General features: G+C 56.1%; 6 protein-coding genes. 5 read left to right on the top strand and 1 reads right to left on the bottom strand.

The features are described from left to right. Positions 1-29: 29 nt before the first annotated feature. The gene (locus EHV07_RS05185) at positions 30-8,606 is read right to left on the bottom strand and encodes a GH36-type glycosyl hydrolase domain-containing protein (RefSeq protein ID WP_254446308.1); all 8,577 of its coding nucleotides are present in this window, start codon (positions 8,604-8,606) and stop codon (positions 30-32) included. Positions 8,607-8,821: 215 nt separating this feature from the next. On the opposite strand from EHV07_RS05185, the gene EHV07_RS25140 reads away from it, so the two are divergent. From EHV07_RS25140 to EHV07_RS05165, 5 genes are all read left to right on the top strand, one after another. Beyond that, positions 8,822-9,043 carry a YnfU family zinc-binding protein gene (locus tag EHV07_RS25140; protein ID WP_371419666.1) on the top strand — a complete coding sequence of 74 codons (222 nt, stop codon included), beginning with the start codon at positions 8,822-8,824 and terminating at the stop codon, positions 9,041-9,043. A gap of 357 nt (positions 9,044-9,400) precedes the next feature. Further along, the gene (locus EHV07_RS05180; RefSeq protein ID WP_147195731.1) at positions 9,401-10,663 is read left to right on the top strand and encodes a histidine-type phosphatase; all 1,263 of its coding nucleotides are present in this window, start codon (positions 9,401-9,403) and stop codon (positions 10,661-10,663) included. Between the two features lie 124 nt (positions 10,664-10,787). Further along, positions 10,788-12,476 (top strand): ShlB/FhaC/HecB family hemolysin secretion/activation protein, encoded by a 1,689-nt coding sequence (locus EHV07_RS05175; protein WP_147195730.1) that lies wholly within the window; start codon positions 10,788-10,790, stop codon positions 12,474-12,476. Positions 12,477-12,490: 14 nt separating this feature from the next. After that, entirely contained in the window at positions 12,491-21,007 is an 8,517-nt protein-coding gene (locus tag EHV07_RS05170; RefSeq protein WP_147195728.1) for a hemagglutinin repeat-containing protein, read from the top strand. Next, positions 20,994-21,296, top strand: coding sequence for a hypothetical protein (locus EHV07_RS05165; protein WP_147195726.1), 303 nt, complete (start codon positions 20,994-20,996; stop codon positions 21,294-21,296). Before EHV07_RS05170 ends, EHV07_RS05165 begins: the two co-directional genes overlap by 14 nt. The last annotated feature ends 20 nt before the right edge of the window (positions 21,297-21,316 follow it).

Genomic DNA, 21,316 nt, shown 5'->3' with positions numbered 1-21,316 from the left:
GGCGGGCCTTTTGTTTTTTCGCACCAGGGCTAAAGTGCTTTTTCGAGCAGGACCTTCACCCGATATATCGGATTACTGCCGGTCAGCAGCAAGCGGTTATCAGCAATCCGTTCATCATCTACCCAAAGCTGGTACTCGCCCGTTCCGCGCAGAAACGTTATTTCATAGCGGCTCTCACCTTCTTTGTAGCTCACCCGCACTTCCGGCCAGTCTGCGGGTAAACAGGGATGGAGCGTCAGATAATCTGCGTGTCGCCCAATACCCAGCAGTGAGCCGATAATCAGCTGATAAGCCCAGCCAGCCGAGCCGGTGTACCAGCTCCAGCCTCCTCGCCCGGCGTGCGGTTCTGCGGCATAGATATCGGCAGCCATGACGTACGGCTCTACCTTGTAGCGGGCCACCGCACTGGCGGTCAGGCTGTGGTTAACCGGATTGATTAATGCGAATAACGACCAGGCGCGTTCTGCTTCCCCCATCTGCGCAAAAGCCATGATTGCCCAGATAGCACCGTGCGTGTATTGCCCGCCATTTTCCCTGACGCCGGGTAAATATCCTCTGATATAGCCAGGGTTAGGTCCGGCACCATCAAATGGCGGCGTTAAAAGCTTGATGATGCCATTTTCCCGATCCACCAGCCGCTCATAAAGCGCCGTCATTGCCGCCTGACGCTTGTCCGTTTCTCCGGCCTGGGAGAGCACTGACCAGCTTTGTGCAATAGCATCAATTTGGCACTCTTTACTGATATGCGAACCAAGAGGCTCGCCCCTGTCGAAAAATCCCCGCAGGAACCATTTGCCATCCCAGCCATGGCTGTTGAGGCTGTCTTTCAGCGTCGTCGCCTGCTGCCGACACAAAAGCGCAATATCATCATCATGCAGCCGCCCGGCCAGCGCGGCATAACGTTCAAGCACCGTATAGAGGAAGAATCCCAGCCAGACGCTTTCGCCTTTCCCCGCTGCCCCCACCGTGTTCATGCCGTCATTCCAGTCGCCAGAACCGATCAGCGGCAGGCCGTGCGGCCCATAGCGCAGCCCGTTTTTGATGGCCCGCACGCCGTGTTGCCAGACCGTTTCCGTCATCTGACTGACGTCAGGGCGCTCATAAACCGACTCTTCGCCCGGTGCCAGCAGCCTGCCCTCAAGATAACTCACCGGCTGCGACAGCAGCGCCATATCGTCAGTCGCGTCGATGTACTGGCAAATCGCAAACGGCAGCCAGAGATAGTCATCAGAGCAACGTGTTCTCACGCCGTTACCGCCAGGCGGATGCCACCAGTGCTGCACATCCCCCTCCACGAATTGCCGTGAAGCACACAGCAGGATCTGCGCGCGCGCCCGTTGCGGTTCAGCATGCAGCAGCGCCAGCGTGTCCTGAAGCTGATCGCGAAAGCCAAAAGCGCCACCGGACTGATAATAACCGCTACGTGCCAGCAGGCGGCTGGCAAGCGTTTGATAAAGCAACCAGCCGTTCGTCAGGAGATTGGTGGCTTTGTCCGGCGTGTCTATTTGAATCTTGTGCAGCACCCGCTGCCAGTTCTGTTTGACCTTTTCTACTTCTTCCTGGGCGGTTTCACCGCTCAGGAAATGGTGAATAAGCGCCTCGGCCGCGACCGAATTTTCACCCACGCCCAGCGCAAAAATGAAGGTACGGCTGTCGCTGTCAATCAGTGTGAAAACTCTTTGCAGCGCGCCGCAGGGATCCAACCCTGCGCCAGTGTGGCCTGACAATCCGCGAATTTGCATCATCTCTGGCTGGCGCGTGGTGCCGTTGCGCCCCAGGCATTCCCGTCGGTTGCCGCTTAAAGATCCATTACTGCCATTAACGGCGAAGAAAGCGGTACGTTCGCTTCCCGCGCTGCCATAGTAGTTTGTTGCCAATATCCCTGCGCCTTGCGAAACCCGTGCCGCAGAAGTCGCAACATGCATCGCAGATTTACTTGTTAATTCCCCCAGCACCCACTCCACATAGCCCGTAACGGAGAGATCCCGGCTACGTCCAGACTGGTTGCGCACGGTCAGCACGGAAAGTTTTACCGGCGCGTCCCCGGCAACAAAAACGGTTAACGACGTGACGATACCGTTTTCGCTATGCTCAAACACGCTGTAGCCAAAACCGTGTCGTGTCAGGTAGCTGCCCTCACCTCTGATCGGCAGCGGCGTCGGTGACCAGAAATGTCCCGTCTCTTCATCCCGTAAATAGAACGCCTCGCCGCCGCTGTCACTCACCGGATCGTTTTCCCAGGGCGTTAAGCGATATTCATGCGCATTTTCATACCAGCTGTAGCCCTGCCCGCTTTCAGAAATCACGCTGCCAAAATTGCTGTTGGCGAGGACGTTGCACCAGGGAGCTGGCGGTATTTTCAGCGGATCCAGCACGATTCGATATTCGCTGCCGTCTTCGTTAAAGCCGCCCGTACCGTTAAAAAACTGCAACGGTGCAACAGGAGGAGAAGAGGCGAACAGCACCAGCCTTGGCGAGACTTTCGAAAAAAGCGCTGGTAACAGATGACGACCGGGCTTGTGCAGCGTCTTAAGCTGACTGGCTAAACTGCCGCGTTTGCCTTCAATCACCACCGTCGCCATGCTCATTAACAGCTGCCGATCTTCGGCGGTGAAGTTTTCGCCTTTGCGCACAAAGATGCCGCCAGGCTGGTCAGCCAGCTTCACGCTTTCTCCCGAATCGATAAATCGCATTATCTGGTTATGCAACGCCTGCTGATAGCCGCCGCGGTCGTTGTTGATAATCACCAAATCAATGCTCAAACCTTTATGGCGCAGGTAAGCATGTGCCTGGATCATTGCTCCAACCAGTTCAAGCTGTCCGGCAAGATCGAGGGTCAGGAGAACGATCGGCAGATCCCCGGAAATCGAATGTCCCCACAGTGCGGCCTGACCAAGGCGATTACGCATCATCGCTTTGTTGTCCCCACGCATTTCCGCGCAGGGGAACAGGATGGCGCTGGCCAGCGTATTAAACGTGCTGGCATCCTCTGCGTGCACATTTAGCTGCCGTAGCGCGACCTGACTGTGCGACCACGCCATCTCAAACACTCGATTGGCGTTAATTTTGTTGCGATATTTTTCAATCAGTTTAACCGTGCTTTCCCGCTGCATCGTCACGCCGTAAATAATGTCAATCACCTGCGGCTCGCCGGGCCTGAGCAGAAAGGTTTGCTGCATCGCCAGAATCGGATCCAGTACCGACCCTTCGCTGTTGGAAAGCCTGCCGAGTGGGCCGAGTGCGTGAGGGTTGGCCGGGGTGTTGCCACGACCAATAAATTTAGCGCGATCGCTTTCCCAGGAGGTTGTTCTCTCAACCGCGCCGTGAATAACCATCGCGTGGAACATCCAGGGCGTCTCTTCATGTTCGTCACGGGGGCGACGATGCGCAAGGATCGCTTCATCATCGGCCAGGATTTCTGTTTGTACAAAGAGATTACTAAAGGCGGGATGGGCCAGATCGCTTGCGGCAGGTGCCAGCACAACCTCAGCATAAGTGGTGATATTCACCCGACGCGGCTGACGTCCGCGATGCGTCAACGTAATGCGCCTGATCTCCACATCATCTTCTGGTGATACCACGATATGCGTATGCATCGTCAGCGCCCCGTCACTACAGCTGAACTCGACGCCGGCATCGTTGAACAGCGTTTTGTAGAGCGGACGCTTGCTTGCGCAAGGCTGAAAGGTGTTACCGATCGTCTCGCCACTATCGCTATCGCTGAGATAACAAAAAGCACCACGGTTATCGCTGGTGGCATCGCTGCGCCAGCGCGTCAGGGCAATACCGTTCCAGACGCTATAGCCGCCACCGGCCTGCGTCACCATCAGATGATAATGTGCATTGGAAAGCAGCTGTACCTGAGGAACAGGGGTATCGGCACCGGTAAACAGCCGCAAATCAGGATTTACCGATGACCGCGCGCGCTCAGAGGCGTCGTCAAAATGCCGCCGTGGGGTATACAGCTCAATGGCATCAGGCATTCTCTCCTGAAGCAGCAGGCGCGATGACTGATTCAACGCGCTGGACATAAAGCGCTGCACCATAGGTGCCTGAAACAGCAGATGACCGATAGCCAGCAGCCCCATCCCCTGATGGTGGGCCATATAGGAACTAATGCGGACACATTTCTGGTCTGGCGGCAGCCGCTCAGGCGTAAAGTCCAGCGCTTCATAAAAGCCATAATCGCCTTTTGCGCCCCACTTGATCAGCGTATTAAGATTCTCAATGGCTTCCTGCGGCAGCACCATTAACGCCAGCAGGGTGGCGTAAGGTGCCACCACACGTTCCTCATTTAATCCCCGCTTCAGCCCAAGTTCAGAAAGTCCGAACGCTTTATATTGATAATTATTATTGGCATCGAAAGCCGCATAGCCCGATTCAGAAACACCCCATGGAATATTTAGCGTCTTGCCCCAGGCAATTTGCCGTTGAACGGCCGAGCGCGCCATCTGTTCCAGCAGGGTGTCGGGAAAGACCGGCATCACCAGTTGCGGCATCAAATATTCGAACATTGAACCGCTCCAGGACATCACCGCGGGCTGATTATCTATCTGCGTAAACAGCCTGCCCAGCGCAAACCAGCTTTTAACCGGCAGCTGATTGGTGGAGATGGCAAAATAGTGAGTCAGGCGGATTTCAGAAGGCAGAAGATCGTATTTACCGTTATCCAGCACCCCGTTTTCGCAGTTATAACCGACGCTGAGCAAAGCGGTTTCCGGATGATAAAGGAAACGGAAATCCATTTTTTGATGCGCATCGAGCCGCTGATCCAGCTCCAGCAAAATGGCCAGCCGCTGGCGTGCCGCCTGCATGACGGGTTCGGCGACCGTCCGGGCCAGGCCGGGCCGATGCTGATTCAGTTCGGCCAGCCACAGCAGAGAGGGGATCGTGTCGGGCAGGCTGTCGGCAGGCGTCAGCCAGCTAAAGAACTGGCACCACTCCTGATGGAAGGCGTCAATTTGCTGGCGGAAAGCGCTAATCCAGCGTTCATCAGGCAATGCGCTGCTTTGTCGCTGCAAGGAAAGCGTCAACATTAAATATGCCAGCGCGCTTAACAGCGACGAGGCGGCACTATTCTGTAACGAGGTAAACAGCTCGCGAATGAGCACCAGCTGCTCGCGGTCTGCTTCATGGGCATGTTCTTCGGCGAGCAGCAGCGTGTCATTAAGCCCTTCCAGCAAACAGGCGATCACCACGACCGGCTGGGATTTCCAGGCATGCAGACCGGCCTGAAGCGTAACCAGATGGCCCGCCATATTGCCGCTGTCGACGCTGGAAATATAACGAGGATTGAGCGGGGCCAGGGTTTGGGTGTCATACCAGTTAAAGAGGTGGCCGCGATAGTGATCCATCCTGTCCAGCGTATCCAGCGTCGCGGTAGTGCGCGTGAGCACCTCATTCTGGGTGACATAACCGAAGTCCCATGCCGTTAAGTTGGCCAGCAGCGACAGACCGATATTGGTCGGCGAGGTGCGATGAGCGACAATCTGCTGCGGGATCTCCTGCATGTTATCAGGTGGCAGCCAGTTATCTTCCGCGCCGGCAAAATCAGTAAAAAATGACCAGGTTTCGCGAGCGGTCCGGCGTAAAAACTGCTGCTGGGTCACGCTCAGCGTTGCCGGTTCTGGCGCAGCCGGCTGGCTGATCCTTTTAATAAGCTCAGGGGTAATCGCCCATAACACGGCCAGCGGCAGGCCTGACAGCAGAAGCTGAGGCGCCAGGCCAGCAATAAGCAGCAGCAACAGGCCGCCCGCAAGCGGATTGATCCACATTTCACGATAGCAAGCCCGACGGGTCAGGCGCGTTGCCGCCAGCGCCCCACCGCTTTTCCATTCATGAAGATAACGATGGCTGACGTTTAGCCGCCACAGCGTGAGGACGATCGCTTTTACTGACCAGTAGCTTTCATGAGGAAGCGTCGCCAGATAAAGGCCAGCCCGGCAAAGGCGCGTGAAACTGCCTGCTGCCACAATTTTCAGATGCTGACGCCAGGCGCGCTGCTTGCCTTTTTTAATCGCATCCAGCGCCAGTGCCAGCGTACCGGGTAATATTAACACCAGCAGGATCGCGCAAATCCAGTAGAGCGGGTTAGGCAAGAGGGTAAAAACAGTAAAAAGCAGCAGCAACAGCGAAGGCGCTACCAGGCTGCGGCGTAGGTTATCCAGCAGTTTCCAGCGGGAAAGGAAACTGAGCGGATTTTTTTGTCGGCTGCCGTCGGCCAGATAAACATTAAGCCGCAGCCAGTTCAGCAACTGCCAGTCCCCCCTTATCCAGCGGAAACGACGTGCCACATCAACAAGATAATTATCGGGGTACTGCTCGTACAAAACGACGTTGCTGATAAACCCCGAGCGGGCATAGCAGCCTTCCAGCAAATCGTGACTAAGCACCAGATTTTCCGGGCAGGTATTACGGGTAGCGCGGGTAAAAGTATCCACTTCGTAGATGCCCTTACCAATGTAAGATCCTTCGCCGAACAGATCCTGATAGATATCCGACGAGATAGCAGAATAGGGATCGTTCCCCGGAATACTGCTGCATAATTTTGCATAACGCCCCTGCCCTGAAACAGGGATCTCCTCCGCCATGCGCGGCTGTAAAATGGCATACCCTTCCACTACCCGGTGAAGGCTTTCGTCAAACACGGGTTTATTAAGCGGGTGAGCCATAATGCCAATCAGCTTACAGGCCGTCTCGCGAGGCAAAATGGTGTCGCTATCAAGCGTAATGACGTAGTTAACTTTGCTCAGCTCGGCCTGGCTCGCGCCTGCCGTGATGCTAAAAACGTCCGCTTCATGGCGAAGCCAGTGGTTGAGGGCGTAGATTTTGCCTCTTTTACGTTCATATCCCATCCACACGCCCTGCGCTTTATTGAGCAGGCTGTCGCGGTGGAGCAGCGAAAAGAGCGCAATATTATCCGTGCCGGAAGGATAACGACGGTTAAGTGCCTCGGTTTTGGTGATGGCGTAACGCAACAGCGCCCGGTTTTCGGCACTGCTTTGTTCTGCGCTGTCGGTAAAATCGGTAAGTAAGGCGAAATAGAGGTTGGGTAAGGCATTCCCCAGATAGCAGACTTCAAGCGATCGCAACAGCGCATCAATACTGCTCTGACTGCCTAGCAGGCAGGGGATCGCCACCAGCGTGCTTTTATCATTGGGTATCGCAGCGGCATAATCCATGCTGGCGAGCGGTTCAGGATGACGACTTCGGGTGGTCAACTCACTTAACAGCTGTAGCGCCAGCTCGCTGGTGACGATAATCACCGGCAACAGCAGCAGCCAGAGCCAGCGGCTTATGCCGGCATCAAAGGTATCGACGAAGAGTTCGGCGCTGAAAGCCGCCGTCAGCAATAACAGGCTCCCCAGCCAGGAGAGCAGCGGCATCTGATGCAGCCTGTGTCGCCACTGGGTGATAACGGAATAACGCGTGGCAAGCCGTTTTTCCAGTTCCGCCCGACCTTTATCCAGTAAATAGTAGCCAACATGTTGCTGACGCCCCTGCTGCTGACCGGCCAGTGTCAGTACCTCATGCGCAACATCCTGTTCGCTAAAATCGCTGTGGCGGGCAAGCGTTTCAACGACGTGACGATAATGGTCACGACTTTCGAACTGCATGAGCGAATAAATGCCTGCCGGATCCTGCCGCAGAGTCTGCTCAACCAGGCTCAGGGATTCAATCATTTCAGGCCAGTCGGTTTCGCCTAACTGTCGCAGGCCGGAAATGCTGTTGCTGACGGAAAGCTGACTGATTGAGAGCTGGCGATTGAAATGTTCAATCACCTGTGAGGTACTCAGCCCGATGCCATGAAGATGCTGCTCAAGCCAGTTTATCGCCAGCATATTGCTTTGCCCGCTCATGCGGCGCATCATTTCGGCGACAAAAGCACCCGACAGAACCGGATTTTTCTTTGCCATTTCCGCCACGACCACAATGACTTTGCCGACATCGCCCTGCACCATCATCAGGATCTTACTGACCCACTTTTCGGCCTTCATCCTCTCCTGATGCGCAACGGCCACTTCCGTAGCAATCCGCGCCAGGTTATCAATTAACGCCAGCCGCAGCATGGCAGGCAAAGCCCACAGCTCCCCCAGCAGCAGAGGCGTAACACGTTGATAAGAGGCGATCAGCGCCCACAGCACGTTACTTTCCAGCCTGCCGTCGCTGTGCCTGACCATCTCCTGAGCAATGACCTGAATGCGCAGAAGCTGCCCGGAATCCAACAGCACCGGCAGCCCTTTACCAAATTTGGCAGGCAGCAACTGACGCACCAGACGAATTTGTTCTTCAATCAGGTAGAAATTATCCAGCAGCCACAGACCGGCAGGCGTCAGGCTTTTTTTATCACCGCCGCTGAGGATTTCTGCACTCTGTGTCAGGAGCCGCTCATCTTCATTCAGCCGACCCGACAGGTGCCAGACGGTTTTCCCGTGAGAAAGCTGATGGCTTCCTGCCAGCTTTTCCCCATAGATCGCCATCTGGTCTGCGGAAAATATTTCCGGCCAGACCTGATTATAAATATTCTTTTCGGCCGCCACGGATTTTTCATGCGGCAGGCTGGCACCGCTTTGCGTGCCGAACCACTCGTTAAAATATTTTTTCACTTTGATATTCCCTAAAGGCACGGAAAAGAGAATCAGCGATTAAAAAGTGCATTACCGCCAGTGTACGCTTTAATGAAATGAATGTTAGGAATTATAATGAAAGCCACAGTTTATTTTTCACCCTCCACCAGGAATACGAATTAAATCATCGACATTAGCGTGAATATATTTTTTCATGACGGTAATTCAGGTAATATTTTCTTTAAAAGCTTATTATGCTTAAAAAGCCGGGCCGTTTCGTTGTCCACCACAGCCATTATGAGAGAGAGAAAATCATGTCATACCTTACCGCAATCATGGCGTTTCTGAAAAAAAGCGAAGCCCGCACCAAATGTCCAGTTTGTAACAAATACTCTTCTCAATCAGTAAGTAAGCGGAGTCACGGACAGACCATGCTTTGCCCCTACTGCAAATCTTTATTTATTAAAGAGAAATAAAAAGGCTAAAAAAATTTTAAAATTATCACTTTTACCCGGCATGAAGCTGATGAAAAACTGCCAGTCAATATGCGTAAAAAGAGTGACTCATACGCGTAATCCTCCCGATTAACTGAATGCCAAAAGAAAGCGGTGATGTTGCGCAAATACATTTAAATTATTTCCCTGAAGCATTTGGTCAGGAATATCTTAAAAAGAGTGTCTGTTTTTTGCGTACGCATTTTTATCCCGAAACTTCTTTCGGAAAAAGGGAGTGATTTATCCAGCGTATGCAAGTGACTGCGCCCGGTGAAAAAGCTATAGTTTAGCCGTAAAAATCAGAAGATTAATATTCAACCGGCTACAGAGATCCCCGCTATGCTCAGGCTTTCCCCACTTTCACTCAGGCTCCTTTTCGCTGCTTTTGTCGCCCTTTTTAGTCAGATTGCGCAGGCAGAATCGCATTATACGCTGGAGAAAGTTGTCGAAATCAGCCGGCATGGCGTACGTCCTCCTTCGCCTGATAATCGCCGGGCTATCGAAGCGGGATCCGCCCGTACCTGGGCCAGCTGGCTGACTCGCGATGGCGATCTTACCGGGCATGGCTATACCGCGGCCTGGCTTAAAGGCCGTTACGAGAGCCAGCGCTATCGGCAACTCGGGTTAATCGGCAACGCCTGCCCGAATAATGCCGAATTCTATCTGTACGCCAGCCCAATGCAGCGCACTAAAATGACGGCGCAGGCGCTGGCCGAGGCCGCCTTTCCCGGCTGCGGCGTTACCGTACAGGCTAAAAAAGGGCCGGATCCTCTGTTTCAATATCCGGCCGGTAAAGCCAGCAAAGCCAGCGCGGCGGCAAGCCGTCAGGAGGCGCTTGCCGCGATGGGTGGCGATCTGGCCGCCGCTCAGCAGCGTTTACAGCCGCAAATTAATGCCCTGAAACGGGCGGTCTGCCAGCCCGCTGCGCCCTGCCCGGTTTTCAGTGAGCCCTGGCAGCTCAGCGTCTGGTCAAATGGCACCATTGGTATTAAAGGATTGGACACGCTGGCCGCTATGGCCGAAACGCTGAGGCTGGAATGGAGTGAAAACAAGCCCTTGTCAGAAGTGGCTTTTGGCAAGGTTCGCAGCGCCGCAGAGATCGCGCAGCTAATGCCGCTGCTGAGTTATAAATATGACTATACCAACGATCTGCCTTCTTCAGCCTCGCGGGGCGCCTCGACGTTAATGGATCAGATTGCCAAAGCGCTCCGTGGCGAACAGCAAAATGCTCTGCCGGATACGCGCTGGCTGCTGATTGTGGCTCACGATATCAATATTTCATGGCTGCGCACCCTGCTGGACTTTCACTGGCAGCAGGGACTTTATCCTCCCGGCAATATCCCGCCGGGCGGCAGCCTGGTGTTTGAACGCTGGCGGGATGAGCGTCAGCAGCAATTTATCCGTATCTATTTTCAGGCGCAGAGCCTGGATCAGCTGCGCCAGCTAACGCCGCTTGACCAGCAAAATCCGCCCTTGCTGACGGAGCTGCATTTCAACGGGTGCAAAACAACGGAAGCGGGCACGCTTTGTCCTTTTACTGCTGCCATGCAGCGTATTGAGAAAAATATTAACCGTTCCGTTATTGTTCCGGACCGTTATTGATTGAATCCTGACAAAATTCACACTATTATGCCGCCCTGCTGAATAAAATTCAGGCAGCAGGCGGTTTTGCCTGCAATAAAATTAACGTAACAATCTTCTCATCGGTTTTGACAAGGACTCGTCAATGCTGGATCTTCGCATCCTTTTACTGTCTCGTGGCTTTTGCACGGTGCTTTTCGGCACTTTTCTGCCGCTACTGGTTATCCCAACGGCGCAGGCCAATAACGACCCGTTAATCCAACAACGGCAGAAAGCGCTGGAACAGCAGCTACTGCCCCCCACACCCGATGTGCGCCTTTCAGCACCCGTTTCCCACGCTGGCCCTCTCGCTTTTCCCGCTGAATCACCCTGCTTTGCTCTTTCACAGATTACGCTGGCGGGCGCGGATACGGTGCCGCACTGGCTGCCCTTGCAGCGCATCGCTAATCAGGCCGCTGGGCACTGCCTCGGTGGCAAAGGCATTAACCTGCTGATGAGCACGTTGCAAAATCGCCTGATTGAGAGCGGCTATATCACCACACGCGTGCTGGCTCCCGCCCAGGATCTGAAAAGCGGTGAGCTGAAACTGACAGTGGTGCCGGGTAAGGTGCGTAACGTCACCCTCACGCCTGACAGCGGGCATCATGTCTCACTGTATGGCGCTTTCCCGGTGCACGCTGGTGCGCTGCTGGATCTACGCGATATCGAACAGGGGCTGGAGAATTTGCAGCGACTGCCGACCGTACAGGCCAGTATGGAAATTGTGCCGGGCGCCCAGCCGGGCGAAAGCGATGTGCTGCTGCGCTGGCAGCAGAGCCGGTTATGGCGCATCGATGCTTCGCTGGATGACTCCGGTACGCGCCCGACCGGACGCTATCAGGGCGGGCTGACGCTCTCGCTGGATAACCCGTTTTCTTTCAGCGACCTGTTTTATATTTCCACCAGCAGCAGCCTTGAAAAGCATCACGATAAAGGCACCCGCAACCTGACCGGCCATTACTCAGTGCCGTTCGGCTGGTGGACTGCCGGACTGACCTTCAACCGCTATGACTATCACCAACGGGTGGCGGGGCTGAATCAAGACTACCGCTACGGTGGCGAAAGCCAGAATCTTGATTTCCAGCTCAGCCGCGTTCTGCACCGCTCCGGCAGCCAGAAAACCATCCTGACTTATGACGTGCTGGCAAAAGCGTCGAAAAATTTTATTAACGATACGGAAGTGGAAGTGCAGCGCCGCCGTACCTCTGCGTGGCGCGTTGGCTTACAGCACCGGCACTTTATTGCGCGGTCCACGCTGGATGCTGGCATAAGCTATCAGCGCGGCACCCGCTGGTTCGGGGCTCTCTCGGCCCCGGAAGAGAACCTGGGTGAAGCCACAGCGCTGTCAAAAATTGTGCAGATCTCCACGCAGTTGAATATCCCCTTTACGCTGGGCATGCAGAAATTCCATTACAACGCCCACTATCAGCGGCAGTACAGCAATACCCCACTGACACCCGACGATCGGTTTGCCATCGGCAGCCGCTGGTCGGTACGCGGCTTCGACGGTGAACGTACGCTAAACGCCAACCGGGGCTGGTTTGTGCGCAGCAATCTTGCCTGGGCTACTCCGTTGCCGCAGCAGGAACTGTACGTGGGTGTTGACTATGGCGAAGTGGGCGGCAAAGGCACGGAAGATCTCGCGGGCAACCATCTTGCCGGTGGTGCGATTGGTCTGCGCGGGCAGGCTTTCAGCATGGGCTATGACCTGTTTGCCGCCGTGCCGTTCTCCAAACCCGATGGATTCAAGACCGATCCGGTCTCGCTGGGCTTCAGCCTCAACTGGCAGTATTAAATAAGGATGCAGCCATGAACAAAAACTTCTACCGTATCGTTTTCAATAAAGCCCGCGGCATGCTGATGGTGGTGGGCGAATTTGCCACTTCCGCGCACGGCACCGCCTCCCCCTCTTCCGTGCCCGGCCCGCAGCAACGCCGGATCAGCAAACTCTCTGCGCTGCAATTTGCACTACTGATTGCGCTCGGCTGCGTCAGCGTCTCTGCCAGCGCAGGCATTGTCGCCGACAGCCAGGCTCCCGGCAATCAGCAGCCGGTCATTGTCAGCGCAGCTAACGGTACACCACAGGTTAATATTCAGACGCCCAGCGCGGCTGGCGTTTCGCGCAACGTCTACAGCCAGTTTGACGTTGATAAACACGGCGTAGTGCTGAATAACAGCCACGCCAGCACGCAAACTCAGCTGGCCGGGATGGTGAACGGCAACGCAAATCTGGCCGGAGGCGAGGCGAGAATCATCCTTAATGAAGTTAATGCGCGTAATGCCAGCCAGCTTAACGGCATGATTGAAGTGGCCGGGCAAAAGGCCCAGGTGGTGATTGCCAACCCATCGGGTATTACCTGTAACGGCTGCGGCTTTATCAACGCACATCGCGCCACCCTGACCACCGGCCAGGTGCAGATGAATAACGGTCTGGTCACCGGATATGAGGTAAATAACGGTGAGATTGTGATTCAGGGCGCGGGTCTGGACAGCAGCCGTCAGGACAGCACCGATCTGATCGCCCGCGCGGTGAAGGTGAATGCCGGGATCTGGGCCAGCGAGCTGAAAGTGACCACCGGACGGAACAGCGTCGATGCCGATCATAACCGGATCACAGCCAAAGCCGCCGATGGCAGTACTGCCCCCGTTCTGGCGATTGATGTCGCCGGGCTGGGCGGCATGTATGCCAACAAAATTCGCCTGCTGGGCACTGAAAAAGGCGTGGGCGTCCACAATGCCGGGAACATCGGCGCCTCTGCCGGCGATGTAGTCGTGAATGCCGATGGCAGCATCGGCAATACCGGCAGCCTCACTGCCTCAAAAAACCTGCACCTGATTTCACAAAGCCAGGTGGAGAACAGCGGTAAGATTTTCGCCACCGGCAACACCGATATCACCGCCAGTGGCTGGCTTAACAACAACGGTGTTATCGCCGCCAGCAATAACACCACGCTGAACGCCGCTTCGGTCGCCAGCAGTTCTGGCGGTGCGCTGGCCGCAGGGATGAACAGCGACGGCACGCTGGGTCTGGCCGGTAATTTAACGGTTACCAGCCAGGGCGAGCTAAAGGTTAACGGCCAGGCTTTCGCCGCCGGCCAGCTCACGGCAACAGGCTCGATGCTGGACCTCAGCGGCAGCCAGACCTTTGGCAGCAACGTCTCGCTTCAGGCCAGTTCAGGGAGCATCAGCACGAAAAAGGCCACCCTGGCCGCTACCCATCAGCTCACAGCGTCAGCCCGTGATGCCATTAACAACGACAGCGGAAAAATCTCGGCTGACAGGCTGAACCTCAAAGCCCGCAGCCTCTCCAGCCAGCAGGGGCTGATACAGCAACTCGGCACTGACGATCTGCAATTATCCTTCGCCGACCTGAATAATGCTGGCGGGCAAATTGCCAGCAATGGTCTGAATCTGCTGCTGAATACGGCCTCATTCAATAACCAGCAGGGTTCGCTATTGCACACTGGCGCGGGTGAGCTGAACATTTTCAGTGAGGAAATGAACAGCTCAGGCGGATCGCTGCTGACTGACGGCAGCCTTGATCTGATTGGCGGACAGCTGGTGCTGAATGAGGCAACGGTACAGGCTAATCAGCTTTCGATAAGGGCAGATGCCCTTTCCCATCGTCGCGGTAACACCGTACAGACCGGAAGCGGCGAGATGTCCGTAACGGTTAAAGGCCTGCTGGATAATCAGGCAGGCCGCCTTGCGGCAAACGGCAATATGCTGCTGACGGCAAAAAGCCTGAATAACCAGCAGGGACATCTGATTGCCGCGCAGAACGGTGCGTTGCAGATCCACTCGCAGGAGAAGCTCAACAACCAGCAGGGTATGATGGCCGCAGCCGGAAACCTGTCGCTGGCGAGCACCGGCCTGAATAACGCCGGAGGCCTGCTACAGTCCGGCGCAAATATGGTGCTGGCTTTAGCGGACGGCGATCTCATCAACCGTGACAGCGGCAGCAATGGCGGTATTCTCAGCCACGGCACCCTGTCGGTTCACAGTGGCAACATTGATAACACTGCCGGGTTTATCGCCGCAGGCGGTGATACCACACTGAGTGGTCAGAGTCTGAGTAACCTGCAAGGCACGCTGGCGAGCGATGCGGGCCTGAGCCTGACGACCGGCACACTGAATAATCAGTCTGGCCGCGTCCAGGCGGGAACCAGCCTGAATTTGAACACCAGAGACAACACGCTGACCAACACCGGCGGCGTGTTCAGCGCGGGTCAAACGCTGACGCTGCTGACGGGCGCACTGCTCAATTCAACGGGACAATTAATCAGCTCCGGTACTCTTCAGCTCAATACTTATGGCCAGCTGCTGGATAACAGCAACGGCACGATTGCCATATCCGGCAACGCGCAGCTGGATACCGGAACGTTGTTAAATATCAGCGGGCAGATGCAGTTAGCCGGCAACGCGCTGATCCACGCAACCGGTGCCGCGCTGGACAACACTTCCGGGCTGATTCGGGGTGGAAAAAGCCTGTCACTGACTGCGAATCAACTGTTTAACCGCAACACCCTCAGCGAAAACACCGGCATTGAAGGCCAGTCGGTTACCCTCGTCAGCGCCACAGTCGATAATACAGGCGGTGCAGTCAGGGCGAACAATCTGCTCGATATCACCAGCAGCGCTGCCCTGAATAACAGTGGTGGCCTGATCTCATCCGCCTCACAGCTCAACTTCAACGGCGGTGACTCGCTGGCCTTCACCAACACCGCAGGCACGCTCATTGGCGGCAGCACCCTGAATCTGAGCGCAAATTCACTGAGTGGCGACGGCCGGGTGCTGTCGCAGGACGCGATGACGCTGGTCTTACAGCAGGCCTTTTTCAATCAGGGCGACGTTATCGCTAACGGGGATATGCATTTCACCACGGCCAGCAGTCTGGTAAATCAGTCGCTGATCCGGGCCGGTGGCGTGCTGAATCTGCATGCTGCCGAACTGGAGAATCAGCAGTCCGCGGAAATCAGCGCCGGAGAAAATCACCTGCTCATTGCCGGCAATGTCACCAACCGGGGCCTGCTTGATGGCGGGCTGACGCATGTCTCCTCCTCTGTCCTGACCAACACCGGCACCGGACGTATCTACGGCGATCGTCTTGCGCTACAAACCGGCACGCTGAATAATCTGACGGAAAACGGCACGGCCGCCACGATTGCCGCCCGTGACCGGCTGGATATCGGCGCAGGCCAGGTAAACAACAGGGCGCACGGGCTGATCTACAGCGCTGGCGATATGACCATCGGCGGCGCGCTGGACGACAGCTGGCGGGCCAGCGGCAGGGCCTCCGTGTTCAATAACCACAGCGCCACGCTGGAATCTGCCGGGAATATGACGCTTAACATCGGCGAGATTAACAATATCAATGACCATCTCATCACCGAAGAAGTGGTGGTTGAGCGGTCTTTTCATCATGAAGCTGTTCTCAGCAGCTCCACCGTTCGCTATGACTGGGACGATGTCGATACCAGTACAAAAAATAAATACAATGTTCATGCGGCCATAATGCCTGACGGCACCCGCGGCCGGACCTTCTACGAATATCAGTACGAACGCACCATCACTGAAACCCGGGTTAAAGAGAGCGATCCGGGCCAGATTATGGCGGGCGGCAATCTGACCATTAGCAGCGACCGGCTAAATAACCATGACAGCCGCATCGTTGCTGGTGGCCTGCTCGGTGGCGTCATCGGCGAGCTGAATAATATCGCCACCCTGGGTGAGCGGATCGTTACCGATATCGGCACGCAAATCCGCTGGTATGCCAAAAAGAGCAGTAATGGTCGGGGAGGCACAAAGACGTCACAGGGCAAGGACCGCAGCGTCTACACCCCTGACGACATTATCCAGACCATCGATCTGCAAACCCTTGCGTGGCAGGGAAATGAAGCCATCAGCGGCAGCGGAACAACGCTTGTTGGGCGCGACACATCCGGCACCGGTGCCACCATCATCCGGGCGGGTGATATTACCGCAGAGACCGCACTAAAACCGGTGACGCCGCCGTCAGGCCAGCAGGTTGAAATCATCCAGCCCGGCAGTGATGGCAACGATACCGCAATCAGAATGATTGTTCCGGTTACTACATTACCGGATAACAGCCTGTATCAGCTGCAGCCCGCCAGCGACGTGCCTGTCCTGATCGAGACCGATCCCCGCTTTACCGATAAAAAGCAGTGGCTGGGCAGCGATTATATGCAGAACCAGTTGACGACGGATCCCGGCAATGTGCTGAAGCGGCTGGGGGATGGTTTTTACGAGCAGCAGCTGATCCGTCAGCAGGTGGTGGCGCTGACCGGAAATCGCTACCTGAACGGCTACAGCAGTGATGAAGCGCAGTTCCGGGCGCTGATGGATACCGGCGTCGCTTTCGGTAAGGACTTTAACCTGAAAATCGGCGTGGCGCTGACGGCGCAACAGATGGCGCTGCTGACCAGCGACATGATCTGGCTGGTAAAGCAGACCGTCACCCTGGCGGACGGCAGCACGCAGGACGTGCTGGTGCCGCAGCTCTATGCGCGGGTTAAATCTGGCGATCTCAACGGCAGTGGCGCGCTGCTGGCGGGCGACAACCTCTCGCTGGACGTCAGCAACGATCTGACCAACAGCGGGCATATCAGCGGCCGCGACGTGACGCAGCTGACGGCGGAAAATCTTAACAACAGTGGCTTTATCGGCGGTAGCCGTGTCGACCTCCGGGCGCGTACTGATATCAATAATATCGGTGGAACGCTTCAGGGTGGCAGCAGCCTGACGGCAGTTGCAGGCCGGGATATCAACAGCATCAGTACCCTGGGTGGCAGCCCGGGCAATATCACTTTTGACCGTCCGGCAGGTATTTACGTGCAGAACGACAGCGGCACGCTGAGCCTGCAGGCAATGAACAACGTTAACCTGACCGCGAGCCAGATTACCAACAGCGGTGAAGGCAGCCAGACGCAAATTATTGCCGGTAACGATCTGAACCTGAATACCCTCACCACCACCAGTAGCGAAAAAGGAAGCTGGGGCAAAAGCAATGACCGCACCCTGACGCAGAGCACGGATACCGGCAGCCAGATCGCCGGCAACGGCGAGGTGATGCTACAGGCGGGCCACGATCTGAATGCCAGAGCGGCAACGGTCAGTGCCGGGGAGAGCCTCAGCGTGGTGGCGGGCAGTGATATCAACATCACTACCGGCAGCGCCTCTTTCCATCTCACCGAGAACAGCCATCAGAGCAGCGGTGGCCTGCTGTCGAAAAAATCGCTCACCACCCATGATGAAATACAAAGCCAGCGCGCAGTCAGCAGCAGCTTCGGTGGCGACAGCGTAACCCTGCTGGCGGGACATGACCTGAATATCACCGGAAGCAACGTGGTGGGCACCGGCGACGTGACGCTGGCGGCGGGAAATAATCTGACCGTCAGCACGGCGGCTGAGACCCGCCAGGAAAACCATCTTCGCCGGGAGAAAAAAAGCGGGCTGTCGGGAACCGGGGGGATTGGCGTGACGGCGGGCAGCAGCACGCTGAAAATCACTGATGATACGGTCACGCACAGCAGCCTGGGCAGCACCGTGGGCAGCACGCAGGGCAGCGTGAGCCTGACTGCGGGCAGCGGCCTGACGGTCAAAGGCTCTGAGGTGCTGGCGGCGAAAGATTTGAGCCTGACCGGCAAGGAAGTGAACATTCTGGCGGCGGAGAACCAGAGCAGCCAGAGCCATAAAGTTGAGCAGAAGCAGAGCGGCCTCACCCTCGCCCTCTCCGGTGCCGCGGGCAGCGCCATTAATTCGGCCGTCACCACCGTAAACGAGGCCACGAAAGAGAGCGACGGTCGCCTCGCGGCCTTACAGGGGGTGAAGGCGGCGCTCAGCGGGGTCAGCGCCACTCAGGCGGCCAGGCTGGATGCGGCCAGAGGTGACGACCCGGACAACAAGACGACCGCCGGCCTCAGCCTCTCTTACGGCAGCCAGTCCTCCAAATCACAAAGCACGCTTAACCAGAAAACGCAGCAGGAAAGCAGCCTGACGGCGGGCAGTAACCTGAGCATCACCGCCACCGGCAGCGGCGTACAGGGGGAAAATGGTGATATCAGCGTGCAGGGAAGCCAGCTTCAGGCGGGTAAAGACATGCTGCTGTCGGCGAACCGCGACGTGAACCTGGTCTCCGCTGAAGAATCATCACAGACGCGCGGCAGCAACAGCAGCAAAGGCGGCAGCGTGGGCGTGGGTATCACCGCCGGCAGCGGCGGGACGGGCTTTAACGTGTCCGCCAGCGTCAGCGCAGGCAAAGGCCACGAGAATGCCGACAGCGTAAGCCACCGGGAAACCACCCTGAACGCAGGAAATCAGGTGACGATAATCAGCGGCCGCGACACCACCCTCACCGGCGCACAGGTCAGCGGCGACACGGTGAAGGCAGAGGTGGGCCGCAACCTGACGCTGACCTCAGAGCAGGACCGCGAAACCTACGACTCGAAGCAGCAGAGCGCCAGCGCGGGTGCCGGCTACACCTTCGGCGCGGGAACGGCGACGGCCAGCGTGAACGCCTCGCGCGATAAAATGAACAGCGACTGGCAGTCGGTGACGGAGCAGACGGGCATTTTTGCCGGAAAAGGCGGCTTCGACGTGACCGTTGGCGAACACACGCAGCTGGACGGTGCGGTTATCGGCTCGACGGCAGCAGCGGAGAAGAATAAACTCGACACCGGCACAATCGGCTGGCGCGATATCCGCAACGAAGCCGCGTATGAGGTTGAGCACCAGAGCGTCGGCGTCAGCACCGGCGGCAGCATCGGCGACCAGTTTAAAGGGAACATGGCCGGCAACCTCCTGGCGGGACTGAACGGTTCGGACAGCGCCAGCTCGACCACCCACTCCGCCGTCAGCGAAGGCACGATAACTGTCCGTGACCGGGAAAAGCAGACACAGGATATTGCGCAGCTGAGTCGTGATGTGGAAAATGCGAATCCGGGTCTGGATAAAATCTTCGACGCGGAAAAGGAACGGAACCGGCTGAAGGCGGCGCAGCTCGTGGCGGAAATCGGGGCGCAGGCAATGGATATCGCCAGCACTGAGGGTCAGATAGCGGGCGAGAAAGCGAAGAGAGATCCGGCGAAACTGTCTGAGGCGAAAGCGCAGCTTGAAAGCAAGGGCAAAGCGTTCACGGATGCGGACGTGGCGAAGCAGGCTTACAATAATGCGATGGCGTCATGGGGAACCGGCAGCGCCATCCAGCAGGGAATAAGCGCGGCCACGGCGGCAATCCAGGGTCTGGCAGGCGGGAATATCGCTCAGGCTGTGAGTGGTGCGGCGGCACCGTATCTGGCGGAGCAGATACATAAACTGACCACGGATGCGAACGGTAAGGTTAATACCGAAGCGAACCTGATGGCGCATGCCGTGGTTGGCGCAGTAACCGCTTACGCAGCAGGAAACAGCGCGCTGGCCGGGGCTTCGGGCGCGGTGATGGGCGAGTATATCGCGCAGCAGATGTATCCGGGAGTTGATCGTAAAGATCTGACGGAGGATCAGAAACAAACCATCAGTGCGCTTGGAACGCTGGCGGCGGGGCTGGCCGGTGGGGTTGCTGGTGACAGCACGGCGGATGCTGTGGCGGGGGCACAGGCTGGGAAGAATGCGGTTGAGAATAATGCGCTATCGGATCTGACGGATGCGCTGGCAGCCGGTAAAACGCCACAGAAACAGGCTCAAGAGCGGGTTGACGAGCAGAACGAGCGGTACAAGGCAGAAAACTGTGCGGGCATAAGCGCAGAAGCCTGCTCGGTGAAAATGTACACAGAGCGGCGTGAGCAGCTGAAGGAAATCCTGTCAGCGGGTGCAGATTTTGTGCCGGTTGTGGGTGATATCAAAAGTTTTGCGGAAGCACATTCAGCTCTTGATTACCTGGCTGCGGCGGTTGGGCTGATACCGGGTGCAGGTGATACAGCAGGCAAGATCATCAAAGCGGCGGAAACTGCGCTGAAGAAAGGTGATGTAGCTGAGGCGTCCAGGCTGATTAATAAGGCCAGCGATGAAGTATCTGCCACTCTCCCAATGGGAAGTAAGCGCAATCCGATGAATCAGCCAGGTAACCCATCTTACCAACCTGTAAGAAATCAGCCGGGTACGATCAGTAATCGAGAATATTCAGGGCACGCCTTAGACAGAATGCAGGATCGAGGAATAACCCCTTCTGTTGTCGAAAATACGATTAAAAATGGTAAATCAACGCCCAGCCGAGGCGGAACAACAGTACATTTTGATCCTGAGAGTAAGGTATCCGTAGTAACGAACGAATCTGGTAGAGTGGTCACGGTTAAATATGGCGATAAATGAGAAGAACGATATCTGTGAGTATGCGCTTAATTCATTAAATGATGTCATCAGCTTTGCGAGGTTCGTCAGTTACGCAGAAGATTTGCCTCAGCTATATGAGCTATTTGAAGATGAGCACAATAGAGATAATTACCAGAAAATATGGTTTGAACTAGAAATTATCAACGCACTTGCTCTGTCTGAATGGGAGAATGAAGGCCGTCCCGCAGACTGGCAAACGCGTTGGGAATCAGAATATAAACACGATGCTTCTGAACTAATGGATGAGTTATTAAAGACGTTGAAGTAAATAAGAAATCCCAGCCCGTG

It is taken from the genome of Pantoea sp. CCBC3-3-1, assembly GCF_007981265.1.
Classification (GTDB): Bacteria; Pseudomonadota; Gammaproteobacteria; order Enterobacterales; family Enterobacteriaceae; genus Erwinia.
The sequence above is the reverse complement of the archived record's forward strand: the minus strand, read 5'-3'. Positions and strand labels throughout refer to the sequence as shown.